The organism is Candidatus Flexifilum breve (assembly GCF_016713355.1).
Map to the genome: position 1 here is coordinate 1 of NZ_JADJPI010000037.1, position 23127 is coordinate 23127.

A 23127-nucleotide genomic window follows, 5' to 3' on the forward strand; every position below is an offset into this window, starting at 1 on the left:
GCAGGCGGCGCCGGCCCTGCCTAACCAACCGGAAACGCCGATCTTATGTCGTGCAGGTGCATGATGTCGTGGATGATCAACTGCACGCCGACATACCGCGTACGCCGCCATCCTACGGGCACGTATATTGCTGGCTATGAGCGCGAAGACTATTTCCCTGGCGGTTACCTGATCTACGGCCTGAGCGACGCATCACTGATCGTCGAGAAGCCGGGCGCGGAGACCGACCGAGCGCGTCAACATCGTGGCGCACATCCACCGGATAGCGCTCATGTTCAACGCGATCTCGGCAGGAGTACGCCAAGCCCATTGCCAGCGATGATCACTATGAACGGGCGATGGATTTCGTTACCACGCAGTACTGTCTTTAAGGTTGTGCCGTACCGCGGCCCGTGTGGAACGCCCGTTCCCAGGCACAATCTTTGATTTGATGAATTACTACCCGTCGAAGATTTCTGGCAAGATCGTCGCGAGCGCGTTCGTGGCTCCGTCGGCCACGCTGATCGGCGACGTGTTTGCCGGTGAACGCGCGAAGGTGTAGTTCCTCGGCGCGGCGATTAGCCCGGCCTACATCGGCGCGGATATTGATTGTCGGCAACAATGCGTTGGTGCGTCAGTCGATGGTGCTCAACCACTGCACGCCGGCTACACAACGGAGGTCGCGCGCAGCTATGGCGGATCACCGCGATATGCACGCCTGCGCGTGCTTGACAGCGTGTTCGCGCCAGTGAACTTCTCGGCGGGCTGCACGACTGCCAATCTGCGCATTGACCGCAAGAATGTCAAGAGCACGGTCAAGGGGACGCTGGACAGCGGGGGCGACAAGTTCGCGCGATTGTGGGACAAGGCGCGTTCCTCGGCGTCACCGATGATGACGATGCCCGGTGTCAAGATCGGCGAGGCGGTTGAAGTGGGACTGGGGACGCACGTCCATGAAGATGTTCTGGATCGCCGCCGCGTACGTAAAACAAGATTATCATAGTAGAAAGGTGAAGTGCAAAAGTTAAAAGTAGGAGGGCGAGTGTGACTCTAACTTTCAACTTTTCAACCCGTCCATGGCCACTGTTAATCCGAAGCTGTTCAAAAGTACGATATCTCGCGGCACGGTACGGCAAGATGCGCCGCTCACGGGAAGTCGCCCGCTTGACGGGCAGGCGTTTGGGACGTATCTGCGCAATGTTGAGGAGCGGCGCACAGTCGTTGTTGGGCGGATAACCGCCATTCGTCGACCGCGCTGATGGATGCGGCACATGCACGGTTTCTGAGTCAGGCGGGCTGCTTACCGTTGTGGACATCGCGCCGACTTCCACGCCGCTCGTTCATTGGAACGGCCGAAGCGCAACAACGCGGGCGGCATGATGGTCACGGGCAGCCACCTCGCCGGATCAGAATGGCTTCAGCCGAGCGTGGGCGCGAAACCTGTATGGAGATGGCATTCAGGAGATTCTGCGCCCCTAACAGACGGAAGAGTTGACGACGGAGTGGGCGAGATTGACTCGTATCGAATTCAGTAGAGGACTACTACAGCGACATTGTGCCGAAGTTGAGCATCAAAACGCATCCACTCAAGATTGTGGTAGAGTGCGCAACGGAACTGGCGGCATCTTCGCGCCGAAGCTGTTCCTGACACTTGGGCACACCGTGATCGAGCTGTTCTTTGCGAGCCGGATCGAGCCATCCGAATCAACCAGCCCGACCCGCAGGTGCCGGAGAATTGGCGCGCGCTGGGCGACAAGGTGCGTCAGTTGGCGCGGACCTCGGCACCGCGTTTGACGGGGACGCTGACTGCATGGGCGAAGCCGATGAGCAGGGGAATGGTATCGCGGCGGATCGCTTGCTTGGCGCTGCTGGCGCGGGACATGCTGACCCGGCATCCCGGCTCAACGGTGGTCGGCGATGTCTTGAGCAGCCAGGTGCTGTTTTGACGCGGTCGCGCAGGCAGGCGGCACGCCGATCGCGGGCGAGCGGACACCGCTGGTCAAGGCCAAGATGGTCGAGATGCGGGCGCGCTGCTCGGCGGTGAGATGAGCGGACACACTTCCTCGGCGAAGACTACTACGGCTTTGACGATGCGTATGTCGCGGCGGGACGCCTGCTGCTGGTACCAGCCACCGCGAAGCAATCGCCGGCCGCGCTCAACGCCAGCCTGACGACGCTCTACAGCACGCCAGAATATGCCCGCAACTCGCCTGATGAAGCGAAAGCCCGTGTGATCGATGGCGTGCGCGCCGCGCTGGAAGGCAAGGGCGAAATCGTCGCCTTGGATGGTATCCGCGTGCAGTTTGAACACGGATGGGGACTGCTGCGCGCCAGCAATACCGAACCGCTGCTGAGCCTGTGCTTTGAGGCGACCAGCGAAGCGGATGCGCTTCGCTTATCGCGATCTGTTCATGGCCGCGCTTTAAGAACTATCCGAAGTCGAAGCTATCATCTTAAACGTGGCGTCGCCACTCACGGGCAGCGAGCGCAGCTGATCCAGCGTGCGCCCCGCTGCCCACCCCTGATCAACCCCCATGCCAAGGTGACTCACCAGCAGCTTGAAGTACAGGATCGGTAGAAACCATTCCAGACCTTGGCGCGTTGAACAGCAGTGCTACCCCCAGCGCGCCGATATAGCTTAGATAACTCACCGGGCGCTGATTTCGGCGGGCGCGGCCAAGATCGCCAGCGCGGACAGAGCAGGCAGGCATACGCCCCGATCACCGCGAGCCAGTTGGCGCTGGGAAAGGTGAGCGCGAATACGACAAGCTGTGCGAGATGCACGGCGACGAATAGGAAATGGTCGCGGCGCGTCTGACCAGGGCGGTGATACCAGCGGCGCCGCGCCCGTGCCATTCGCGACCACGCCCCCGATCAACGTATCCCAAATGGCGCAGCAGACCGGACGAGGTGGGTGGTAAGTCCATCACTGTTTCCCCCTGACACCGCATAAGATAAAGTAGTGGTGTTCTACACAATGACCTGAGGATAACGTATGGAACTCGAAAAACCGATCGTCGCGCCGTTCAAAATTCTGGGGATCGTGGCGCATCCGGACGACACACAATGTGGTTCAGCGGGCAGTGTGGGCCGTGTGGACTTCGGGCGGCGCGGAGGTGACCACTGCATCGTCACCGATGGCGCGGTGGCGGGCAGCAACGACAAAGATGTGGTTTACAATCAACTGGTGGAGCGCCGTCAAGCGGAGCAGCTTGAAGCGGCGGAGATCGTCGGCGTCAAAGAGGTAGTTTTCCTCAGCTATCCCGATGGCGCGCTTACGCCTTCAATGGAACTGCGCCGCGATCTGACCCGTCTGATCCGCCGTTTGCGCCCGGATCGCGTGCTGATCATGGATCCAACGCAGGGTGATGCTCCCGGCGAGGGCTTCGACTATATCAATCACCCGGATCACCGGGCGACGGGTGAAGCGTCGTTGTACGCCATCTTCCTCGGCGAAACGCGCCCGATCTTCCCGAACTGCTCGACGAGGGCTTAGGAACCGCATCACGTTAACGAGGTGTACCTGATGATGAGCGATAAGCTGAACATCGCCATCGACGTGACCGCCGCCGTGTGACAAGAAGATCCAGTCGCTGCTGGCGCACCGGTCGCAGGTGGGCGAAGACGACGCCGATATGATCCGCAAGTGGGATGAGGCGACCGGAAAAGAGGTCGGCGTGCCGCTGGCCGAGAATTACCGCGTGATGCGGTTCATCAACGCCACGCCCGGAGAAGGACACCCTGCGGAGTAAATTCATATCGGGAGATTAGGTAAGACGTCTGTATATACCCCTGACCCTAATCCTGGTCCCACGCAAGCGGGGAGTGGGAAGATCTGGCGATCAACGTTGGCTCCTCCCTGACATCTGGGGAGGGGCGAGGTGGGGTCGGAAAACATCTTTGCGCCAGCCGATACACCTGCTTCGCCGCGTCGATGCCGCGGAGCAGCACCGAATCGGTCTTCGAGGTGAGCTTCGCTTCCACGATCGCTTTCCTGCGCGCCGGTGGGTAGACCGGGTCGGTGATGACGAGCCACCCGCTTCGGCAACGGCCGCCTGCAACGCGCGCCGCTAAATTCACCGTTTGCCCGAAATAATCGAGGGCGTTCGCGGTTTTCGACGGCGATGCACGGCCCCATATGAATCCCAATCTTGATGATCAGGCATCGTGATCGTCGCCGATCTTCCTGATCTGCTGGTTGATCACGAAGCGCGGTTTGCAGCGCGGTGAGCGGTTCAGAGAAGGTCGCCAGTGACCGCGTCACCCATCGTCTTGACGACCGCGCCGCCGCATTCCGCGATGATGTCACGCGCAGGGTGAAATGCTTGCGCACGATTTCGATAAGCGCGGATATCACCCACCCGCTGATACAGGGCGGGTCGAGCCTTTGAGGTCGGTGAACAGAAAGGTCACGCCTTGAAGGCGAGGCCGAGATCGGACGGGATACTCTCCGCGCGGAACAATTCGCGGAACACCTCGAGGTCGCGACCTGCTTGCCCGTCAGAAACTCCATCGGTTGGCTGAAATGCGCGGTCAACTGCGCGGATTCGTCGTTGAGGTTGGGGATGCCGTGGCGTGGGTCGTAGATCACGCCGTACACGCTCTCTTTGCCGATGCGGTTGCGGAAGGTGATTTTGACCTTGCCCGGTTTGACATACGCGCCTTCCGGCACAATGCGCCCATCAAACAGATCAAACGTGATGTCGCTCGCCGCGTTAGGATCCGCAGCCGAGGTTGGCGAAGGCGTGAATATCCGGCGTCGTCACGAAATAGTTCGCGCCGTCCACCAGACCGACTTCGACGGTGCGCCGCGCATCGACGCCGATTTTGTCCGAGGTGACCATCAGCTTCACGGCGATCTGGCGGATTTCTGGCGCGTGGTACATGCTGTGCGTATAGAACCACAGCAGCCAATCGCGCTGAAAGTCGAGCAGCTCCATGTCGTGAAAGCGAATGCTGCGCGTCGATGGCGCGACCGTGAACGCGACTTCGATATTATCGTCGACGGACACATCAAAGCCGATCATGCAGTGGTTGCGGTATTCCTGATTCTGGATGGCACGCAGCCCGCCCGGCGATGGGGACGAAGGCATGACACGAGGGGCAGAGCACGCCCCAGTTGAATTCCAGAATGCCAAGCGTCGCGTACAGGAAGAGATCGGTCGCTTCGCGCACGGACGTACCCGTGCGCCGCGCGTAGTAGGGACTGACGCGGAAGAGATCCCTCATCCGGCGCGGTGGTGAGGTAGCTGGCGAAGTCATTCATCACCTGCGCGCTGAATTTGCCGAGGTCTTTGACCGCGTTGAGGCGCGCGGCGAGGGTGGTGGTTTTGAAGCTGCGTAGTCATGACTTTACCTGCCTAAAATATAGTTTGTCGACAGTTTTCTAGACGATTCCAACTCACTTAATTGTTACTCCCGATGCGTTATCGGGCAACTTAATCGCCATCGCGCTGGAGCGCGTCGATGGTCTGTTGTTCGAGCTCCCCATGTGTCCATCGCGCGGCGGCTTTGAGCAGGTTGCGCAGGCGCGGGTAATCGGCGTTGAACTCCTTCGACCATTCCTGCGCGAATTTGCTGCTGCGAATCTCTTCCAGCGTGATCTCCATCAGGCGTTCCAGCTTCAAATCATTGAAGCGTTCGTAGCGGCTGAGGATACCGTACTGCGCCGTCAGCGACCGCGGATCGAGCGCTTTGAGCAGCCCTCTGACCGCTGCCGCCCGCAGATAGTCGGACGTTTCGCCCGAGAGATACAGCTCGGTGAACACGGCTTCGGGCGGGTAGCCGAGTTTCATGAGCAGCTCCGCCGCAGTGATCACGACATGGTGCAGCACGGGCAGTACGGCCTGCTGCAAGAACAGGTCGAGTTCAGTCTCCTGCTCAAAGCGCGTTTCAATGGCGCCGACTTTGAGCGCGCCCGCCGCTTTCGCCACCGCGAGGATCGTCGGCCACGCGCTGCGGCTGGCGTCCTGCGCGACGGCGACGAACGAGGCGTAGCCTTCGCCAGACAGGTAGCGGTCGCGGACGGCGGCGCCGTGTGCGCGCGGCGACCAGCCCCACGTCGACGAACGGCGGCGCTTCGATAAAACCGAAGGTGAGGTTGTACGCGCTGCTGAAGATCAGCGTTTGACCGCGGCGCAAATGCGGCGATACGCCTTCAAGGTAGATTTTGGGCATGGCCTCGTCGCGCAGCAGCGGCATAATGATGTCTGCGGCGGCCACCAGTTCGGCGATGGCGACGGGGGAGAAGCCATCTTCCAGCGCCTGTTCGCGCCGCTCCGCGCGGGGCTCATGGAGAATCACGTCGACGCCGCTGTCCCGTAGATTGAGCGCCATCGGACTGCCCATGTTGCCGTAGCCAATAACGCCGACGCGCTTGCCTCTTAAATAATCTACGTTACCATCTTCGTCATGATAAACCATTGTCATGGTTGATTCTTTTCGCTAGGAGCGGATGCATGTCCAAACGATACCTTTTGTCCCTGCTGATCGCAACACTGCTTTTGCTGCCCCTGCTGCTGACGGGTTGCGGCGGCGTGAGTCTGTTTGGGCCGCCAACAGCGACGCCGCTGCCGTTTAACCTGTTCACCCCGCAAGATGTGTTCAACGCCTTTACGACGGCCGGACTGGACACGGCGATTGCGCCGGACGATGAACAGATCGTCGCCGGGCGGGATGACCCCGCAGACTATGACGAGCGCGTCGTTTTCCATATCGCCAGCATCGCCCCGCTCGGCGGGCAGGTGATCACGTTTGAGACAGCGGATCAGCTCGCCGCATGGCAGGCGTACATTGAGAGCCTGCGCAACAACTCGTCGACGCGGCGCGGGGTGGTCTATGTCTATTTTCGCAATAACGTGATGGTGCAGCTCAACAGCTCGCTGACGAATGCGCAGGCCGAAGCGTTCCGCGAAGCGTTAGAGGATATGACGTTTTAAAGATCTCACTTCAACCCCCAACCTGTAGGGACCCTTCTGCGCGCTCAGCGGACGGCCAAAGGCCCCCTAAAAGGCGTCTGAGGGAAGACGGTGTCGAAATATTAAAACTGTCCTGCCGTGAACCCACGGGAGAGGGAAGTTGAGCGGAGCGGGGTGAGGCCCGCGACGCTATAGATTAAGCATCCACACGGGCAGATCGTAGCCGTTGCGCTGAAAGCCGTAGCGTTCGTAAAGATGCTGTGAGCGCGTGTTGCTCAACTGCGTGTTGACCGTCACAGCCGTGATGCCGCGCCGCGCGAAGCGCCGCAGCAGATCATTGACCAGCGCCGATCCGACGCCCGTCCCCTGCACATCGGGCAGCACGGCCAGCCGCGCCAGATGTCCCCCGTCGAAGTACATCGTGCTCGCTTGATAGCCGACGATCCGTTCGTTGCTCACGGCGACGGTGCAGTAGGCGGCGGCGCGCACAGCCTCGCGCACATCCACATCCGAAAGCTGCCACGGCGGCGCGAACGCGGCCTGATCGACGCGCGCGATGATGGGAATGTCTCCGTCGCGCGTCGGGTGAATGGTGAGGTTCGCCGGCATCTCCTCGGGCGGGGCGGGCAAATCCGCCCGGCGCAGGGTTACAACTTCCTCGGCGGGCGCGAACCCGCGCGGTTGCACGAACGGGATTAGCCAGTCGCGGATGAGCAGCACCGCGACCTGCTGGACGTTATTCCCGAGTAATTCGACGACCACCGAGTCCCACAGCGCGTTAAACGTGCGGGCAGCATCGGCGTTATCGGCCAGCGCGGCGATGCGAATCCATGTGGTGTTGTCGAGCGGCGCGGCAGTCGCCAGGATGCCCATCAGCCGCCCATGCTGCCACGCCAGCCGTGTGACACCCTGCTGGGTTTCCAGCTACTTATCGGGCTCCTGCCAGTCGAGGTGCGTGTGGACATTGTAGTTGCGGAACAACAGGTCAGAGACGATGTGGCGGTCGCGGCGGCTGTAGGGCGAAACGGTGATCGGCTTCAGGATCGAAGTGGCCATAGGTCAGTAGGTTCTGGGCATCCGGTCGACATACGGGCGTCCAGTGAGGACGTAGACAGCCGAACGGCGGCGGTCGAGAATGCGCGTGCGCACGCGGGCGTCCATTTCCTCAATGGATCGTATGCTGGTGATAATCGTCTTCATGCGGCGCAGATAGCGGTAATCCAATACCTGAAACACCTTTTCACGCGCCCACGCCGACATTGACTCGAAGTTTAGATCGTCAAGCACGAGCACGGATACGTTGCGTAGAATCGAGAGGCGGCGCTCCAGCTTCAACTGCACGCGGCTGTCCACACCGGAGCGGAGATAGTCGAGCAGTTCGGTGTTTGTGACCATGATCACGCCGACGCCCGCCTTATCCAGCTCGTTGGCAATGCCTGCCGCGAGATGCGTTTTGCCCGTCCCAGATGGGCCAATCAGCACCAGCCACATCGATTTGATCTCGACAATTTCGCGCGCGATTTGCACTGCGCGTTCCAGATTCGAGCGTTCTTCGACGGTGGTGCGCGTGCGCGTATCGAAGTTTTCCAGCGTCATTTCGCGGTACAGGCCGAGATCCGGCACTTCATCGACCGACGTGTTTTTTGTTGGTGCGGAAATCCGGCGCTTTGATCTGACGTGCTGCACCAGCTTGTTATCGGCGAGACGGCTGGCGAGGCGCGGATCAATCGTTTCAATATCGGCGTTGGTGGTGACGACGGTCGGCAGGCGGTACACATAGCGATGGTTGAGCAGTTGGAACAGCTTTTCGCCCGCCCATTCGCTCGGGTTTTCTACGCCGAGATCGTCGAGGATCAGCACGCCCGCTTCGCGCAGGCGATCAAACGTTTCGTCGTAGCCGGATTCAGCGTTGGGGGCGTACGCGCCGCGCAGATAGTCGAGCAGGTCGGGCACGGTGACGAAAATCACGCGCTCCTCGTGGTCGAGCAGCGAATTGCCGATCGCGGCGGCGAGATGCGTTTTGCCCGTGCCGTATGTACCTTCAAACAGAATCCATCCGGTCGGCTGACTGGCGTACGCCTGCGCATAGTGCAGCGCTTCGCGCAGGGAGTCGCGCTGTTTGGGACTCAGGTTCGGAATATTTTCTGTGTCGAAGCTCTCGAACGTTTTGTCTTTATAGGCTTCGAGATTACCGAGTTTGCGCAGCTTTTCTTTGCGTTCGGCGTTGGTGCGGTAGTTGGGACAGCGGAACAACTGCCCGAACTGCGGATGCCCTACCGGGAGATCGGCGCGCACATAGCCGAGTCCGTCGCACAGCGACTCGCGTCCACACAGGGGGCACAGCCCATCATCGTCACCACTCGAGGAAGTCGGCATATTCCCCGGAGATGTATCGTTTTCCATCCCGTTCATCAGGTCTTTGATCGACCGCATTGCCTTTACCTTCTCGCTGCCAGCGATCTAAGATTCCCTGCACGAACCGCCAGTTGAGCGCATTCTTGGCGACGGCGATCCGCATAGCTTCGACAATCCAACTTAATGGGAAGTCTTTTTCGGCGTCCTTGAGCATGTCCGCGATCATCGGCGTCAGCGACCCGAAATGATCCTCGTACAGACGATAAATGTTGGGTCGTTCCGGCAAAATCTCTACTAAACCTTCGTCACCGGGCGGCCATAAGCCGAGGCGGACTTGCTCCAGCGCGGTCCGACCCAGCGCCGTATTGATAAAATACAGGCGCTCTGGCGATTCGCCTAGTTCCACTTCGGTACTGAGCAGCGTTTCGCGCGCACACGCCCGCGCCAACCCGTCATCGAGGGCTGCTTCGCCGCCGATGCCGGCCAGAAATGCCGCGTTCGCGGTGAAGTCGCGCCGCAGCAAATAGCGGAACGTGCCTTCGCGCTGCTGGATCGCCCACATCGCGTACAATGTGACCTTGAGCTCGACGACATGGTCGATGAGCGGCAGTAGTTCGCTGATGAACTGCGTGTAGACCGCGAAGGTCGGCTGTTTGCCGGGGAGGAAGCCGTTGAACTTCGTCATAGGCTGCCCAGATCGATTTTCATAGTCTTGGCGTCAGAGAACTTGGTCAGCGACCGCTCGAAGTGCAGATCAATGCTCCCCGTCGGGCCGTTGCGGTGCTTGCCGACGATGATCTCGGCCTTGTTCGGAAACTCGGTTGCTTCGTTGTAGACCACATCGCGATACAGGAACATCACGATATCAGCGTCCTGCTCCAAGCTATTATGAGCGATGATGTCGTTGGCGACGAAGTTGTGATTCGTCGGCACGGTGAGGTCGAACACTTCGCTTTCGCCATCCGGTTCAATGGAGACAATTGCATCCCAGTAAACATCGCTTTGCGCCAATGCGGCAATCGGTTCGGATTGTACGACTTGGGCGAGACGTGCCGCCCGTTCCCGGCTGATGTTCTGTTTGTACAAGCCGGTCCCACAGTAGGCGTTGCCGAGTTCAGACTGCATTTGCCGAGCCGTGAGCTGATATGCGGCCATCGCCGGGACAGCATAGGTGCGCCAGACCTGTCGCGGGATGATATCGCGGTTCGTGTTGGCAATATGCGTGTCCAGATACGCGCTGACTGCACACAGCGACTCAGCGCGTCGTGCACCAACAGCGCCAATCGATTGAACGAAGCGGCGGAAGTCGTCCTGTCCCGATGGGGCAACATGGAACTGATCGCGACCTCTGCCCGTCTGTGGAACGCGGGTCAGCCGGGCATTGATACCGAGGCGCAGCAGCAGCGATTGCACATCGCTGGCGAGTTCCAGGCTGCTCGACGCGTAGTAGATGTTCGGATACTGGCCTTTGGTCGTTTTCCTAAGACCAATATGCCCATCGGTCGCCCACAGGTGACGCAGGAACAAGGCAATCGCGTTCGCAGGTTGCTGTAAGACTTTGGCTGGTACGCGCTTTTCATAGGAACGCAGACCAAACACACCTAGCTCGTCCAGCCACACGCGCACGGGACTTTGCACGCCGTGCGTCAAATGCTGGGTTGAGGTGAGGAACACCTGATACCAGTTGCGGCCCGGTTCTCGATAGATGCGCGGGCGCACCTGATCGCTGAACACTTCGGTCGCTAGGTTGGCGACAATCTGCGCAATATCGTCCTCGCGCGTTGTGTATTGGATCGCGTGTTTGGGCAGCGTGCAGCCATCGCCGATCAAATGCCCGAGCAGGGCTAGTTCAGCGTTGCTCATCGTCTGCTCTTGCGGACTCGGTAAAACGCGGGGGAGGGCGAGGCAGTCCTCGGTTGTGAGCTCGTCCAACCGCTTCCACCCGTTGATCGTCAGGAACTTGTGATTGCCCGTCGCGCGGATGGTGCGCCCAAGCTGCGTTGTCAGCTTGTAGACGGATTTGATTCCCGTACACCATGCGCGGCTAACTTCGGCAGGTTCGAGTTTCCACGTATTCGTGTTAAGGCTCAGCACGCGGAAACCGGACTGACCTTGAAGCTCCCGGATCGGCACGTAAGCACCAGTATCCGGCAGGTAAACCAGTGACTCACCTGTCAAACAACCGGATTCACGCAGATCGCTCAACTGCGGATGCTTGTCTTGACGCTGTTCGACCGCGCGGGAAAGCTGCGCCGCCGATAGCACCGGCACGTTCAACTCACGCGCCAACTCTTTCAACGCGCGGCTGATATAGCTGACTTCCTGCACGCTGTTATTTTCGTAGCCCGCGCCCGCGCTCATCAACTGTAAGTAATCGACGATGATCAGATCGAGGCCAAATTCGTGCTGAATCCGGCGGCTTTTTGTGCGCATTTCGATGGGCGTGATGGCCGCCGAGTCGTCAATGAAGATGTTGAGATTGCCTAAGCGTCCCGTTGCCTCAACAAAGCGCGAATACTCGCGGGCATCGAGCTGACCCGTGCGCAGTTTCTGGGTGTTGATGCCCGTTTCCATCGAGACGAAACGTTGAACGATCTGCTCGTGCCCCATTTCCATGGTGAAAATGAGGATGCGCGCGCCGAGTTTTGCGGCATTCATCACGACGGATAGCATGAAGCTGGTGTTATGGCTGACGATCCCGTTGCTGACGAAGGCGTTTCCTTCCGGAACAGTGAGATCGTAGCACGGTTGTACTCCCGCGTCTTCAACGGAAACGATCTCATCCCAGTAGTACTCGGGTTCGAGCAGATGTGTTACTTCCGGCGCATAGGTCGCCATGCGTTTCAGTAAGGCGTAGGACGGGCTGCGGTGTCCCAAGAAGTAACGATAGAGCTGCGTCTGTTCCGTTTTCGGGATCGTTGAAGTGCGCGGCGGGAGATACGGCACAAGATCGATGTTGGAATTGGTACGGGTGGGCAGACACTGACGCTTTGACTGTTTGCGCTCTAGGCGGAACCCAACTTCTACGTAGAAGCGTTGGGCAGCCGCACCAAAGATCAGGATGTTCCATGATCCGCGATATTTGTTCTCTTTGCGTTTGAGCTTGCTTACAACCCCAAATTGCAGCAGCAACGCGTGCACTTGCCGCGCCAACTTCTCCGACGTTGTCACGTATTCGACATAGCCTGACTTGGTAGTGGCATGGCCATCCGTGTCGAATAAGCCTTGCAGGAAACCTCGTACGCAGTCTTGAGGTGCTTGCAGTACCGTGTACGGAACTTCTTTTTCGTACGCATACCCGGCCAGACCAATGTGCTTCAGCCATGTATTGAGGACGATGCTACCAATTTGGTGGTCGTAGTTTCGTCGTGGATGTGGGTGTAATCCCATTGATCGCGCCCAGCCATACAGCAGATCGACGATTTCAGGATCGGCGGAGGAGAAGCTGACATAATTTGGCTGCGTGAGATTACCGTCACCTGCCAAGAGACCGAGGATATAGGCAAGATCGGGTGTCATTTCGGAAGGCAGCGTAGGCAGCCTTGTAGTACCCAAGTTCTTTAACTTGTAACTGAATTCCGGCAGCTCAGTTCTATCTCCCCACAAGGGAGCATGGCGCTGCACAGCGACAAAATCGCCGACGCACAGATCGCTCAAATTCTTCCAGACTTTTTGTCCACCTTCGACCAGCGTCAACACCGGGTGAACATAGGTCGCCGTCAGGGCGTAGCCGCCGCGCGTTTGCAGCCGCCGCGTTGGTTTAAGGCCGCTGTCGTAGAAGTGCGTCGCGGTTTGCGTTCCAGTGGGCGTCTGTACCTCGATGTTGAGCGGGTAGAACGTTCCCCCCTCGTCGTCAGTGATGCCGTTAACATTGGATGGGCGCAGCGCTTCAATCGGTAGAAGACCAAATTCAGTCGGGACGAGCGTGTCTGCCGCAACGCACTTGCCCATGCCAGGCCGCCCTGCAAAGATCAGGAGGTCGCTGCGCTGCAAGCCGCTCAGCAGTCCGTCGAGGTCGCGGAAGCCCGTCGGTAAGCCCATCGGCTCGTCGGGGTGCTGCATTTTGTGTTCGATGCTGGCGAAGAACGTGTCAATCGCCTGATACATCGGCACGAGGTCGCCGCGCTGATTGCGTTCCGTCACGCGGAACAGGCGCGACTCGGCCTCGCTGGTGATGCGCTCCACCGGGAGCTGTTCGTCATACGCCAGCGTTTTGATCTCGTCCGCGGCGGTGAGCAGGCGGCGGCAGATCGCGAGGCGTTCGACTACGCGGGCGTACGCTTCGGTGTGTACCGAGGTCGGCGTGCGGTTGATCAGGTTGACGAGAAAGCCACGCGCCTTATCTTCGAACTGTTCCGCCTTGCCGAGCGCGCGAATCTCCTCGCTGACCGTCAGCACGTCGATGCCGTCGTTCCGGTCGGCGACGCGCATCATCGCCTCCCAGACAATCGCGAGGCGGTTGATGTGGAAGTCTTCGGGACGCAGGTATGCAGCAATTCCGAGGAACAGATCGGGATCGGTCAGTACGCCGCCGATCACCGCCTCTTCGGCTTCAGGGCTGTGAGGCGCAAGCCTAAGGATACCGGGGTTAGAGGTCATGAACCCTATCCAAAGAGAAACAAAACGGCGCTCCGGTAGCGGTACGCCGTTGTCGTGTTACAAGTTGTGCCGACCGAACCGACAGATGGTGGATCGTTATTCTTCTTCGTCGTCTAAATCGTCGAGATCCAGGCTGTTGACGAAATCTTTGAACGCGCTCAGGCGATCTTCATCGAGTTCTTTGCCGCCGATCGTGCGTTCGACATCTTCTTCCGGCTCAATCGAATGCCGTTCCATCACGTGATCGGAGACGAAGACCGGCACTTTCGCGCGGACAGCCAGCGCGATGGCATCGCTGGGGCGGGCGTCGACTTCAATTTGTCGCCCTGCCACATCGATGACGATGCGGGCATAATACACGTCATTGCGGAGATCGCTGATCAGGATGTGGACGACTTTGCCGCCAAGTTCACGGATCATCGACTTGAGCAGGTCATGCGTGAGTGGACGCTGCGGCGGCATCTCCTGCAGTTCAATCGTGATCGCATCCGCTTCGCACGGACCAATCCAAATCGGCAAATATCGGTCGGTCGTTGAATCCTTGAGGATCACGATGCGATACTGCGACATGAGGCTCACGCGGATGCTGTCGATAACAACTTCAATCATGGTGTATAACCTTGGGCTTGTTCTTCTTTCAGTGAACTTCGTCCACCACACCGATTATACACCGAAGGATGTGGCGGGCAAACCTTAAAAGTCGAACAAAACGGCTGTTATGTTCAAGGTTCTCATACTAGGAAAGGGTCACAACTATGCGCGGTGTGCTGCTCCTGCTGAGCGCGCTGGGACTGCTGGTCGGCTGCACGGCGCGGCCCTCTGAGCAGTTCATCCTCAACGAGGCGCTGCTGCGCGAGAGTTTTGATGAGGGGTACGCGTGGCGCGGGCGGATTGCCGAAGGCTATGGCATCGACTTTCGCATCGAGGATGGCACGTACCGCGCCTATTCCGAACAGGCGGGCTTCGTCTCCGGCCTGAACGTCGAGCGCCATTCCGATGTGGTGATCGAAGTGGAGACCACGCAGCTTTCCGACTACCGGAACAACGCTTACGGCGTGCTGTGCCGCGCTAGTTCCAACAACGACGGCGACGGCTACTACTTTCTCATCAGCGGCGACGGCTACTACTCGATTCGGCGCGGCGCAACCGAGCAAGTCGACGGTCTGATCGATTGGACACGCACTGACGTGGTGAATCAGGATCGCGGCATCAACCGGATCCGGGCGGTATGCATCGGCGATTATCTGGCGCTGTATGTCAATGGACAGTTCATCGCTGAGGCGCGCGACTCACGCTACACGGATGGCTTCGCGGGGCTCACGGCGGCTGTCGCCGAAGGGGGCGTGGCCGACATTGCGTTTGACGACCTGACGATCTGGTCGGCGCAGTTGGCGGAGTAGGGCGACAGGGGTAGGGGCATGGCGCGCCATGCCCCTACGGTGAATCTCAGACGTTTATTCCTCGTCCGGCGGGATGATGATGCGCTGTCCAATCGACAGTCGATCCGGGTCGAGGCCGGGGTTAGCATCGACGATGTCGGCAATGGTCACGCCGTAGCGCGTCGCAATGTTGAACAGTGTGTCGCCGGGTTCGACGGTGTAGACTTCGCCTGCGGTCGCGGTGCCGGGCGCGTTGGTCGGCTCAGCCGTGGCGGTCGGGCGCGGCGTGCGGGTCGTCGTGCCGTCGCAGTCCGGCAGATTCAGCTCATCCTCCGGGAAAATGACGGGCGGATCGCCATCGAGGTCAGGATTCGCCGCCAGCAAATCATCAATGGTAGTATCATGGTCAATGGCAATCGAATACAGGCTGTCGCCCGATTCCACGATGTAGATGCACGGATCGTTATTGATGCGCGTGGTCTCGCCTTCACCCGTGTCGCCAGCACTTTCTGCTTCAGCCGTGATTTCCGAGGCAGGACGCGGCGTGCTCGTCTCAATCGGGACGGGGCCGAGCGGCGAACCGGGCGTGATGAACTGCGGCGTGGCGGTCGGCGGCGGCACGATGGTTTGCGGTGAGCGCGTGGTCGCGGCTTCGACCGGAACTTCATCAGTTACCGCTGGGCGCGTGTTCGGTGCTAGAATGGTAATGGGAGGAAGCGTCGGCGTGCCGGGTAAGCCGCTCGACGGGGTAGTGGTGGTAGCTTCCAGCACGACCGAGTTCGAGGCGGCATCCTGAGTCGGCTCAATTGTGTCCCCAGCCGAACGAAAACACCCTGCCGAAAGTAACGGGATCGCCAATAACACGACAAGCTGGATCAAACGTTTCAAGCGAAGACCTCCTGGTGCACGATATAATCTTGAGAATACACCGATCTATAGGGATGAGCAAAACAGGCTGTGGTAAGCTACATTACGATCGTTTCCTCCGAAACGCAGAAAGGCGTGTAAGCGGTGACTTTGAGCGGAAAATGCATCCTCGTGGTTGATGATGACCCCGATCTCTTGCAGCTCGTTCGCATCTTGCTCGCACGGATCAACTTAAACGTGGTGACAGTTGAACATGCGCGCTTGGCCGGACAGCAGCTTGAGTCAGGGCTCCGCCCCGATCTTTTGATTCTCGATCTCATGATGCCCGACATCAGCGGGATGGAATTTTTGGCCGTGATCCGCGGTCAGCCCGCCTATGACGAGATGCCCGTGCTGGTGCTGTCCGCCTTGGTGGACCCGGATCAAATCCGTGATGCGCTGAACGGCGGCGCGGATCGCTATCTGACCAAGCCCTATATCGCCCACAATCTCGTGACGGTGGTGCAAGAGATGCTAAAGGCGGGGCGGCGGTAGCAGCTCATAGACGACGAAGCGCTGGGCGTTGTAGACGCGCGTCACCGTGAAACCTGCCTCCCGCAGCGCATCGAGCCAACTGGCGATCGGTTGATCGACGGGAGCGGCCAGATAGCGGGGAGCAGGATCAGGTTGATCGAGCGCTCCGGCGACCAGCGTTTCGATGGTTGGATAATACACCTTACGTTTATCGGTCCATTCCCCCAGATAATAGCCTAATTCCCAACCGATCCAGCGGTCATAGATGATCGCGCCCAGAGATTGCTGATTGAGAAAGTCGGCCAGTTCATTGATGTCGGTGTAGACGCCGCGCCGACCGTTGCCACCATCCCCGCCGACATTCACATTGCCTTCGGCTGCATTCCACCCGCCAACGACGAGCGCCAGCGCGATAGCTGCCGCGATCACCGCGACTTCCCCCCGCGGGGAAATGCGGCTGATCTGTCCCCATAGCCACACGCCGCCGCGCGCGCCCAAAATCGCCAGCAGCGGCACCAGCGGCAGCAGATAGCGGTCGTACACGTTGAAGTTGATCAGCACATGCGCGCCGATGTACACGATCACGGCGAGGGCGAGCACCGTATCGATCACGGTGGCCTGCTCGCGGGGACGGCGAATCACGCCGCTGATCACGGCCAGCGCCGCGCCCCCGAGCAGCAAAAACGTCGGCGTGCCGAGCAGCAGGCGTCCAAGGTCTGTCCACGCCCCGAGGCGCGCACCCGGATCGGCGGCGAGTCCGTCGATGGCGTTGTTCGCCGCCGCCAGCGTCCAGAAGCTGGTTGACTGCGCCCGCGCCGCATCCCACGCGATGAGTACCAGCGCGCCCAGACCGAGCGGTGCGGCGAACTGCGCGCAGCGGCGCAGACTCATCCCATCCACCGCCCAGCCGAGCGCCAGCACGAGCGGCAGGTAAAACAACGCCTGCTGCTTGCTGGCCACGGCCAGCGCTAACCAGATGCCGCTCCACAACCAACTGCCGCGGCTGATCGCCCACAGCGCGAGCGTCATCAAGAGGAGCATCAGCCCATCGGTGAAGGCGGTCGCGCTGAACGCTACGGCAACCGGGGAACAGGCGGCGAACAGCGCCGCCCACGCCGCGACCGTGCGTCCCCGGTACAAACGCCGCGTCAGTGCATAGACGACCGCGACCAGCAGAATCTGCGCGAAGACGGCGGGCAGCCGCGCGGTGATCTCCCCGACACGGTAGTCGAAGGTCAGAATGGTGTTGTCGACGCGCGCGCCGAACAGCGTCATCGACAGCGCGCTCGCGTAGATTGCTAACGGCGGCTTATCCAGTGATCCGTGCAGCAGCCAATCCCCGTTGAGCGCCGCCTGGCGCGCAAACGTGGCGAACAGCGCTTCATCCGGATGAAAGCGCACATCCTGACCGAGCGCATGCAGCCGGATCACCGCGCCGATGAGCAGAATGAGATAGAGGGCGCGGCGGCGGCTCACTTTTTCCCGAACCGTCCCCGCAGGTAAGCCAGCACCACGCGGTCGATGTGCGTAGGCGCATCGGTGGCGCGCCAGCGTTCTTCGAGATTTTCCGTGCCGATCAAGCGGTCAAAGGCCTCGATGGTTGGCTCGTCCCACTGACTGTTGAGGTCGCCGCTGTAGTATTTTTGCTCGCGCATGATGAGCTGAAGTTCGCGCACGAGTTCCGGCGTGATCAACACGCGGTCTTCGGGGCGCGTCTCGCCAAAATACAGGTGATGCAGCGTGAGCAAGCCTTCCAGCCGCGCGACCGGATCGGGGTCGTCGTCCACGCGGAGATCGATATAGCGGTCGTTGTCGCCGCCATAACCGCCATCGGTCTTCGCCACGTAGAGCGCCGCACCCTGCCGCCCACGTCGATCCCCACCCGCGCGGTCGCCCGCCAGCAGCGCCGCCATCAGCCGATCGGCGAATTCACCTTCAGCACTTATATAGGCGGTCGCCATCGCTTCGAGCACGTCCGGCCCGGTGAGGATGTTGCCCTGACAGCAGAAGCCCACGCCAATGCGATGCCCCGCCCAGTCGTTGCACTTGACGCCGGTATGCGCGGCGGCACGCCCATCGGCGTCGACGATGCCGACCTGGCGCGTCGCCTGACCGGGATCGGCTTCGAGCAGGCGCTGGAGCGTCTCTTCCGCGCTCATGCCGGAGCCCATCATGCCGAGTCCGTCCGGCCCAAAGCTGATCTTGGCATAGGACTGGGTCGCCACTGCCCCCGCACCCGCGCGCACCCACGGCACCATGGCGCCCACGGCGAGGAATTTGCTGGCGACGGCGACGCCCCAGGCGCCTTCGTCGGGATCATACGCGGCAATCGAAAAGGTCATCGTGTCGGGTCTCCTAAAATCGAGCCTCAAGTTGCCGTGAGGCACAGACGTGAATGCCGCCGATTGTAACACGCCGCCGCGCTGAGTATCATTGCACAGATTGAGGCTGGCTTTGATGTCGAACAAGGAGAAACGAGCTTATGGCTGCGCAACCGGGTTGGGAATATACGGATATCAGCGGTGAGCGAACCTTCGACACCCCGTGGTCGTGGTGGGGTGTGCGAATCAGTTACCGGGATGCGGATGATGCGAGCAAAGCGAAGTCGGAAACACGCCAAAGCCTGTCGCAGGCCGAGATGAAAAAGCTGCTGGACGCTCTGAGTGCCGATGGCTGGGTACAGGAGAGCAAGAAAGAATATCGCGAGGTGTGGCAGGCGACCTATGCCCGCCGGAAGCGCTAATTCCCCTGACTGCGACGATTGTTATCCCATTGGCATAGATAGGAATTTGAATGACCGAGATTCACGGTGTCGTCATGGACATGGATGGGGTGGTGTGGCGCGGCGATGAACTGCTCCCCGGCGCAATCGCCCTGTTTGATAAGCTTAAAGCGCGTGGTCTGCCCTTCGCGGCGGCGACCAATAACAGCGCTAAATCGCCCACCGACTATGTGCAGAAGCTGGCGCACATGGGCATCGACGGCATTCGCGAGGATCAGATCCTCACCTCGGGGCGGGTGACGATCAGCTACTTAACGCGGACATATCCGCAAGGCACGCCGGTCTATGTCGTGGGTGGGGACGGGCTGCGGCACATGGTCGTGCGCGCGGGCTTCGATCTCAGCGACGCGGCGCGCGTGGTGGTAGTCGGCATCGACTTTGACCTGACCTACAACAAGCTGAAGCGGGCAGTGCAGCTCATCCGCGGTGGCGCGGATTTCATCGGCACGAACGGCGACAAAACGTTCCCGATGGCTGATGGTCTCGTGCCGGGAGCGGGCAGCATCATCGCGGCGATTCAGACCGGGGCAGGCCAAGCGCCGCTGATGATGGGCAAGCCGAATCGCCCGATGTTCGACGCAGCCCTGGAACTGCTCGGCACGTCGGCGGCCAATACGCTCATGATCGGCGACCGGATGGATACGGACATCGACGGGGCCAATTCGGCGGGTTTGCAGACGGCGCTGGTTTTGACAGGCGTTACCACCCGCGCTGAACTCGAAGTCAGCCCGACGCAGCCGGATTATGTCTTTGACGGCCTGCCGCAGCTTTTGGACGCGCTGTTGTGACCGCTGCGCGGCGCTTCTGGATCGACGGCTCGTATAAGCTGGGCTATATCGGCTACGGCATCTATGGGCGTCCCGGTGATCTGAAAGTGTGCGGTGGCTGTCCCGGCGCGGACGCGCACCAAGCCGAACGCCTGGCGGCGGAACAGGCGCTGGCGCTCGTCCCTGATGGGGAGGCGATCACCCTGTACACCGATTCGCTGCCCGTGATCGCCTACTACGCGGCGATCCGGGTCGAGCGGGTGCGGCTGACGGTGACCTACTTGAAAGCCAGTGACGTTTATCATCGCATCGCGCATGAGCTGGCGAATCGGGGACGCGCACAAGCCTATCGTCAGCGTTAGTTGAACAGGTCTTGTACCATCAGTTCCATGATGGGGCGGGCGCGGCGAATGCGCGCGTCGAAGTCGGGGTAGTCGAGCGGGTCAAGGTGGCCGTGTTCTTCGAGGATTTCTGCCAGCTTGGCGAGCAGCTTGCCCTGTGAGGATTGCAGCGCGGTCATCGCGCCATGATAGTACGCGCGTTTGTCGACTTCGACCGCGCGGGTGAATTCATCGGTGACATGGTCGAGTTCGACGGCGAGATCGCGGTATACCTGCACCAGATCGTAGAAGTTGAGCGTGCTCCACTTTAGCGTATACAGATCGATTGTGCTGCTCATAGCGGCTTTCTCTTCATGTGACAACTCACGCATATTACCATGAAGCACCGGCTGTGAAATCTTAATGTTTTTCAGTCACCAAATTGCCCGGCGGCGTTGTGCGCGGCGCGGATCGGTTCGGGGAGGCGGTATTTCGGTGAGCAGCGCATGACGAGTTCAATCGAGGTGGCGAGGTCGGCAAGATGGCCGACGGAGATGTAGACCGGTTTGACGCCCGCGCGCGTGCGTAGCACCACGCCGATCAGTTCGCCGTGATCCGTCAGTTCGCTGTACGCGCCTTTCACATCGGCGGGTTCAGCGTATTTGCCGAGCAGGTGGGTCTTGCCGCAGCCAATCGTCGGTCGCTGCAGCCATAAGCCCATGTGTGCGGCGATCCCCATGCGGCGGGGATGTGCGCGCCCCATGCCATCGAAGATGAACACATCCGGCGTGGATTGCAGCTTCTTGAAGGCTTCTTCCAGAACAGGCCCTTCGCGAAACGAGAGCAGACCGGGAATGTAGGGGAAGGGCGTCGGCATATCGGCGAGCACGGTTTCGACGGGCTGTAAGTCGGGGAATGAGAGCACGGCAATCGCGGCCTGCGAATGGTCGCGCCCGGTTTCCGGGTTCGGCTTGACGCTTACATCGACGCCGGCCACCAGCTTGATCGCGTTCAAGTCGAGCGGCCGCTGATACTCGGTTTCGCCGCGCATCTGCTGCTGCAAGCGAATCGCTTCCGCCGGGGTGATGTTCCACTCGTGCCGGTGCGTGATCTGCATTAGCGGAACACCGGGGTCAGGTCGACGGATTGGCCGAGTACGGGGGAGGTAAAACTGCCTGTCTTGCCGTACAGACCTAGGCGATCAAAGCCGTTGGGACCGTTCACCCACACTTCGACCTGTTCGTGTTCCGGGTCGATCATCCAGTATTCGCGCACGCCATGTTTTTCGTAGAGCGCGGACTTCTTCAGCTTGTCCATGCGAATGGTGCTTGGAGAGTGAATCTCAACGATCAAATCGGGAGCGCCGTAAACCCATTTATTCACCGCCGCTTGACTGTTTTCTGCGATCCACATCACATCCGGTTCGACGACATTGAATTCGTCAAGGTGTACGTCAAAAGGGGCGAAGAAGACTTCACCCCCGAGTTTCATCTCCAGGAGTATACCGACAATCCGCACGGCGATTCTTTGGTGTTTGTCAATTGGGCTCGCGCTCAAAATGATCTCTCCGTCGATGAGTTCCACGATGGGGAATCCCGGCTGTTCGGGGAGTTCGGAGAACTCCTGCGCCGTGATCTTGGTTTTCGCCATGTCCGCCATGGGCTGATCCTCACATCCAACAGGTCACTTTGATTATAGCAAACAAAAGGACGAGGCTGACCTCGTCCCAATGCGGTGCTTTATAGATTGGTTAGACGGTGCTAGACGGCACCTTTTCGACTACGAACTGAATCTCCGTAAGCAGTTCGTCCGGGTTCTGCGTGTCGCCCATCGAGCGGAGATAGACTTCAGCAGCCGGCCCGATGATGTTGTAACCGCGTTCGACGATCCAGCGGGAGAGGGCGATATACGTGTCGTCGATGTTGGCATAGCTCCCGTGGTGCAGCATCGAGGCGACGGTGTCATGCGCGGGGATCGTGCGAATGGTCATCACCCGCTGCTCGTCAATGCGGACCTCGCGGTGATAGTCATCGGGGACGGGGATGGCGATTTCCGTATCCATCTCCACGGTGCGAAAGGCGTCATGATGATACAGCGCCAGCATGGGCGCGCTGAATGGGACGCTGCTCATCATTACCGCGCCCATCACGTGCTCAAAGAAGGCGGGAATCGCTTTGGTATCGGGCAGCAGTTCCCGGTATGCAAGCACCCGGAAACTCGGCGTCTGTTTGATCACGGCTTCTTGTGTTGGCATTTGACCCTCCATTTCAATCCGGCGGATGCGCGCTTCGACCCGCGCCAGCCGCTCTTGCTCTTCGTGAATATGCTGCTGAAGTTCCGCTTGTTTCAGGCGGAGCATGCCTCGAATTTGCTCCACCGATAAGTCTTCGTTGAGCAGCGTGGCGATCTGGTCGAGGGACAGCCCGAGTTCTTTGAGCGCGAGAATCCGATGCAGTCGCGGCAGTTGATCCAGCGTGTAATAGCGGTAGCTGGTGAACTTGTCGACGATGGCGGGTTTGAGCAAGCCGATCTCGTCGTAAAAGCGCAGCGTTTTGACGGGTACCCGCGACAGCTGTGAAAACTCACCAATTCGGATCATGTGGCCTCGCGCTTCCTGATAGACTCAACGATAGACCTTCCAGCGGCTGG

General features: G+C 59.9%; 28 protein-coding genes and 1 pseudogene. 10 read left to right on the forward strand and 19 right to left on the reverse strand.

Annotated features, from left to right (window positions below; translation table 11 throughout):
• The first annotated feature begins 703 nt into the window (after window positions 1-703).
• A complete protein-coding gene (locus tag IPK17_RS30910; protein WP_343421586.1) occupies window positions 704-982 on the forward strand; it encodes a hypothetical protein in 279 nt (92 codons plus the stop codon).
• 759 nt (window positions 983-1741) lie between these two features.
• Here the strand turns inward: IPK17_RS30910 and IPK17_RS30915 are convergent.
• The gene (locus tag IPK17_RS30915; protein ID WP_343421587.1) at window positions 1742-1972 is read right to left on the reverse strand and encodes a hypothetical protein; all 231 of its coding nucleotides are present in this window, start codon (window positions 1970-1972) and stop codon (window positions 1742-1744) included.
• 174 nt (window positions 1973-2146) lie between these two features.
• Between IPK17_RS30915 and IPK17_RS30920 the strand changes: the two genes are divergently transcribed.
• Window positions 2147-2557: a hypothetical protein gene (locus IPK17_RS30920; protein ID WP_343422578.1), complete on the forward strand. Its 411-nt coding sequence runs from the start codon at window positions 2147-2149 to the stop codon at window positions 2555-2557.
• Between the two features lie 142 nt (window positions 2558-2699).
• Here IPK17_RS30920 and IPK17_RS30925 read toward each other — a convergent pair whose 3' ends face one another.
• Window positions 2700-2906: a hypothetical protein gene (locus IPK17_RS30925; protein ID WP_343421588.1), complete on the reverse strand. Its 207-nt coding sequence runs from the start codon at window positions 2904-2906 to the stop codon at window positions 2700-2702.
• A gap of 68 nt (window positions 2907-2974) precedes the next feature.
• On the opposite strand from IPK17_RS30925, the gene IPK17_RS30930 reads away from it, so the two are divergent.
• Together IPK17_RS30930 and IPK17_RS30935 are read left to right on the forward strand one after the other, a co-directional pair.
• Window positions 2975-3475 carry a PIG-L deacetylase family protein gene (locus IPK17_RS30930; protein WP_343421589.1) on the forward strand — a complete coding sequence of 167 codons (501 nt, stop codon included), beginning with the start codon at window positions 2975-2977 and terminating at the stop codon, window positions 3473-3475.
• A gap of 118 nt (window positions 3476-3593) precedes the next feature.
• Complete coding sequence (locus IPK17_RS30935; RefSeq protein ID WP_343421590.1) at window positions 3594-3731, forward strand: hypothetical protein; 138 nt, start codon at window positions 3594-3596, stop codon at window positions 3729-3731.
• A gap of 2 nt (window positions 3732-3733) precedes the next feature.
• Here IPK17_RS30935 and IPK17_RS30940 read toward each other — a convergent pair whose 3' ends face one another.
• The 4 genes and pseudogenes from IPK17_RS30940 to IPK17_RS30955 all read right to left on the reverse strand — a co-directional run.
• Window positions 3734-4651, reverse strand: a complete 918-nt coding sequence (locus IPK17_RS30940; RefSeq protein WP_343421591.1) for a hypothetical protein — start codon at window positions 4649-4651, stop codon at window positions 3734-3736.
• 43 nt (window positions 4652-4694) lie between these two features.
• A complete protein-coding gene (locus IPK17_RS30945) occupies window positions 4695-5072 on the reverse strand; it encodes a DUF5939 domain-containing protein (RefSeq protein WP_343421592.1) in 378 nt (125 codons plus the stop codon).
• A 345-nt stretch (window positions 5073-5417) separates the two neighbouring features.
• Window positions 5418-5912 carry a ketol-acid reductoisomerase gene (locus IPK17_RS30950; protein ID WP_343421593.1) on the reverse strand — a complete coding sequence of 165 codons (495 nt, stop codon included), beginning with the start codon at window positions 5910-5912 and terminating at the stop codon, window positions 5418-5420.
• Window positions 5913-5939: 27 nt separating this feature from the next.
• Window positions 5940-6408, reverse strand: a pseudogene (locus IPK17_RS30955) (NAD(P)-binding domain-containing protein); the annotation flags it as partial.
• 29 nt (window positions 6409-6437) lie between these two features.
• Between IPK17_RS30955 and IPK17_RS30960 the strand changes: the two are divergent.
• Complete coding sequence (locus IPK17_RS30960; RefSeq protein WP_343421595.1) at window positions 6438-6917, forward strand: hypothetical protein; 480 nt, start codon at window positions 6438-6440, stop codon at window positions 6915-6917.
• Window positions 6918-7085: 168 nt separating this feature from the next.
• On the opposite strand, the gene IPK17_RS30965 is transcribed toward IPK17_RS30960, so the two are convergent.
• The 6 genes from IPK17_RS30965 to IPK17_RS30990 form a co-directional block, all read right to left on the reverse strand.
• Complete coding sequence (locus IPK17_RS30965; RefSeq protein WP_343421596.1) at window positions 7086-7769, reverse strand: GNAT family N-acetyltransferase; 684 nt, start codon at window positions 7767-7769, stop codon at window positions 7086-7088.
• A 51-nt stretch (window positions 7770-7820) separates the two neighbouring features.
• The gene (locus IPK17_RS30970; RefSeq protein WP_343421597.1) at window positions 7821-7952 is read right to left on the reverse strand and encodes a hypothetical protein; all 132 of its coding nucleotides are present in this window, start codon (window positions 7950-7952) and stop codon (window positions 7821-7823) included.
• A gap of 3 nt (window positions 7953-7955) precedes the next feature.
• Complete coding sequence (locus IPK17_RS30975; RefSeq protein ID WP_343421598.1) at window positions 7956-9329, reverse strand: ATP-binding protein; 1374 nt, start codon at window positions 9327-9329, stop codon at window positions 7956-7958.
• Window positions 9250-9936, reverse strand: coding sequence for a DnaD domain-containing protein (locus IPK17_RS30980; RefSeq protein WP_343421599.1), 687 nt, complete (start codon window positions 9934-9936; stop codon window positions 9250-9252). The genes IPK17_RS30975 and IPK17_RS30980 overlap by 80 nt, the downstream gene beginning before the upstream one ends.
• Window positions 9933-13850 (reverse strand): replicative DNA helicase, encoded by a 3918-nt coding sequence (locus IPK17_RS30985; RefSeq protein WP_343421600.1) that lies wholly within the window; start codon window positions 13848-13850, stop codon window positions 9933-9935. The genes IPK17_RS30980 and IPK17_RS30985 overlap by 4 nt, the downstream gene beginning before the upstream one ends.
• A 96-nt stretch (window positions 13851-13946) precedes the next feature.
• Window positions 13947-14459 (reverse strand): bifunctional nuclease family protein, encoded by a 513-nt coding sequence (locus IPK17_RS30990; RefSeq protein ID WP_343421601.1) that lies wholly within the window; start codon window positions 14457-14459, stop codon window positions 13947-13949.
• A 146-nt stretch (window positions 14460-14605) separates the two neighbouring features.
• Here IPK17_RS30990 and IPK17_RS30995 point away from each other — a divergent pair, with 146 nt between their 5' ends.
• The gene (locus tag IPK17_RS30995; protein WP_343421602.1) at window positions 14606-15250 is read left to right on the forward strand and encodes a hypothetical protein; all 645 of its coding nucleotides are present in this window, start codon (window positions 14606-14608) and stop codon (window positions 15248-15250) included.
• A gap of 54 nt (window positions 15251-15304) precedes the next feature.
• On the opposite strand, the gene IPK17_RS31000 is transcribed toward IPK17_RS30995, so the two are convergent.
• Window positions 15305-16117, reverse strand: coding sequence for a LysM peptidoglycan-binding domain-containing protein (locus tag IPK17_RS31000; protein ID WP_343421603.1), 813 nt, complete (start codon window positions 16115-16117; stop codon window positions 15305-15307).
• A gap of 123 nt (window positions 16118-16240) precedes the next feature.
• Between IPK17_RS31000 and IPK17_RS31005 the strand changes: the two genes are divergently transcribed.
• On the forward strand, window positions 16241-16630 hold the full coding sequence (locus tag IPK17_RS31005; protein ID WP_343421604.1) for a response regulator: 390 nt from the start codon (window positions 16241-16243) through the stop codon (window positions 16628-16630).
• Here the strand turns inward: IPK17_RS31005 and IPK17_RS31010 are convergent.
• Both IPK17_RS31010 and IPK17_RS31015 read right to left on the reverse strand, forming a co-directional pair.
• The gene (locus IPK17_RS31010; protein ID WP_343421605.1) at window positions 16610-18085 is read right to left on the reverse strand and encodes an ArnT family glycosyltransferase; all 1476 of its coding nucleotides are present in this window, start codon (window positions 18083-18085) and stop codon (window positions 16610-16612) included. The two genes, IPK17_RS31005 and IPK17_RS31010, sit on opposite strands and share 21 nt — an antisense overlap.
• Complete coding sequence (locus tag IPK17_RS31015) at window positions 18082-18951, reverse strand: DUF1028 domain-containing protein (protein WP_343421606.1); 870 nt, start codon at window positions 18949-18951, stop codon at window positions 18082-18084. The genes IPK17_RS31010 and IPK17_RS31015 overlap by 4 nt, the downstream gene beginning before the upstream one ends.
• Window positions 18952-19091: 140 nt before the next feature.
• Between IPK17_RS31015 and IPK17_RS31020 the strand changes: the two genes are divergently transcribed.
• The 3 genes from IPK17_RS31020 to IPK17_RS31030 are packed head-to-tail and all read left to right on the forward strand — an operon-like array spanning window position 19092 to window position 20520.
• Window positions 19092-19352 (forward strand): hypothetical protein, encoded by a 261-nt coding sequence (locus IPK17_RS31020; RefSeq protein WP_343421607.1) that lies wholly within the window; start codon window positions 19092-19094, stop codon window positions 19350-19352.
• A gap of 50 nt (window positions 19353-19402) precedes the next feature.
• Window positions 19403-20179, forward strand: a complete 777-nt coding sequence (locus tag IPK17_RS31025) for an HAD-IIA family hydrolase (protein ID WP_343421608.1) — start codon at window positions 19403-19405, stop codon at window positions 20177-20179.
• On the forward strand, window positions 20176-20520 hold the full coding sequence (locus IPK17_RS31030; protein WP_343421609.1) for a ribonuclease H family protein: 345 nt from the start codon (window positions 20176-20178) through the stop codon (window positions 20518-20520). The genes IPK17_RS31025 and IPK17_RS31030 overlap by 4 nt, the downstream gene beginning before the upstream one ends.
• On the opposite strand, the gene IPK17_RS31035 is transcribed toward IPK17_RS31030, so the two are convergent.
• From IPK17_RS31035 to IPK17_RS31050, 4 genes are all read right to left on the reverse strand, one after another.
• Window positions 20517-20837, reverse strand: a complete 321-nt coding sequence (locus IPK17_RS31035) for a hypothetical protein (protein ID WP_343421610.1) — start codon at window positions 20835-20837, stop codon at window positions 20517-20519. The two genes, IPK17_RS31030 and IPK17_RS31035, sit on opposite strands and share 4 nt — an antisense overlap.
• Before the next feature lie 71 nt (window positions 20838-20908).
• A complete protein-coding gene (gene nfi / locus IPK17_RS31040; RefSeq protein ID WP_343421611.1) occupies window positions 20909-21595 on the reverse strand; it encodes a deoxyribonuclease V in 687 nt (228 codons plus the stop codon).
• A complete protein-coding gene (locus IPK17_RS31045) occupies window positions 21595-22137 on the reverse strand; it encodes a Uma2 family endonuclease (RefSeq protein ID WP_343421612.1) in 543 nt (180 codons plus the stop codon). Before IPK17_RS31045 ends, nfi begins: the two co-directional genes overlap by 1 nt.
• A gap of 91 nt (window positions 22138-22228) precedes the next feature.
• Window positions 22229-23077: a MerR family transcriptional regulator gene (locus IPK17_RS31050; RefSeq protein ID WP_343421613.1), complete on the reverse strand. Its 849-nt coding sequence runs from the start codon at window positions 23075-23077 to the stop codon at window positions 22229-22231.
• Window positions 23078-23127 lie beyond the last annotated feature (50 nt).

Bases quoted from the DNA above. Each gene is read 5' to 3' on its own strand.
- IPK17_RS30925 (WP_343421588.1), bottom strand. From the start codon at position 2,906: ATGGACTTACCACCCACCTCGTCCGGTCTGCTGCGCCATTTGGGATAC.
- IPK17_RS30930 (WP_343421589.1), top strand. From the start codon at position 2,975: ATGGAACTCGAAAAACCGATCGTCGCGCCGTTCAAAATTCTGGGGATC.
- IPK17_RS30945 (WP_343421592.1), bottom strand. From the start codon at position 5,072: ATGCCTTCGTCCCCATCGCCGGGCGGGCTGCGTGCCATCCAGAATCAG.
- IPK17_RS30960 (WP_343421595.1), top strand. From the start codon at position 6,438: ATGTCCAAACGATACCTTTTGTCCCTGCTGATCGCAACACTGCTTTTG.
- IPK17_RS30965 (WP_343421596.1), bottom strand. From the start codon at position 7,769: ATGGGCATCCTGGCGACTGCCGCGCCGCTCGACAACACCACATGGATT.
- IPK17_RS30970 (WP_343421597.1), bottom strand. From the start codon at position 7,952: ATGGCCACTTCGATCCTGAAGCCGATCACCGTTTCGCCCTACAGCCGC.
- IPK17_RS30975 (WP_343421598.1), bottom strand. From the start codon at position 9,329: ATGCGGTCGATCAAAGACCTGATGAACGGGATGGAAAACGATACATCT.
- IPK17_RS30980 (WP_343421599.1), bottom strand. From the start codon at position 9,936: ATGACGAAGTTCAACGGCTTCCTCCCCGGCAAACAGCCGACCTTCGCG.
- IPK17_RS30985 (WP_343421600.1), bottom strand. From the start codon at position 13,850: ATGACCTCTAACCCCGGTATCCTTAGGCTTGCGCCTCACAGCCCTGAA.
- IPK17_RS30990 (WP_343421601.1), bottom strand. From the start codon at position 14,459: ATGATTGAAGTTGTTATCGACAGCATCCGCGTGAGCCTCATGTCGCAG.
- IPK17_RS30995 (WP_343421602.1), top strand. From the start codon at position 14,606: ATGCGCGGTGTGCTGCTCCTGCTGAGCGCGCTGGGACTGCTGGTCGGC.
- IPK17_RS31015 (WP_343421606.1), bottom strand. From the start codon at position 18,951: ATGACCTTTTCGATTGCCGCGTATGATCCCGACGAAGGCGCCTGGGGC.
- IPK17_RS31020 (WP_343421607.1), top strand. From the start codon at position 19,092: ATGGCTGCGCAACCGGGTTGGGAATATACGGATATCAGCGGTGAGCGA.
- IPK17_RS31025 (WP_343421608.1), top strand. From the start codon at position 19,403: ATGACCGAGATTCACGGTGTCGTCATGGACATGGATGGGGTGGTGTGG.
- IPK17_RS31035 (WP_343421610.1), bottom strand. From the start codon at position 20,837: ATGAGCAGCACAATCGATCTGTATACGCTAAAGTGGAGCACGCTCAAC.
- nfi (WP_343421611.1), bottom strand. From the start codon at position 21,595: ATGCAGATCACGCACCGGCACGAGTGGAACATCACCCCGGCGGAAGCG.
- IPK17_RS31045 (WP_343421612.1), bottom strand. From the start codon at position 22,137: ATGGCGGACATGGCGAAAACCAAGATCACGGCGCAGGAGTTCTCCGAA.
- IPK17_RS31050 (WP_343421613.1), bottom strand. From the start codon at position 23,077: ATGATCCGAATTGGTGAGTTTTCACAGCTGTCGCGGGTACCCGTCAAA.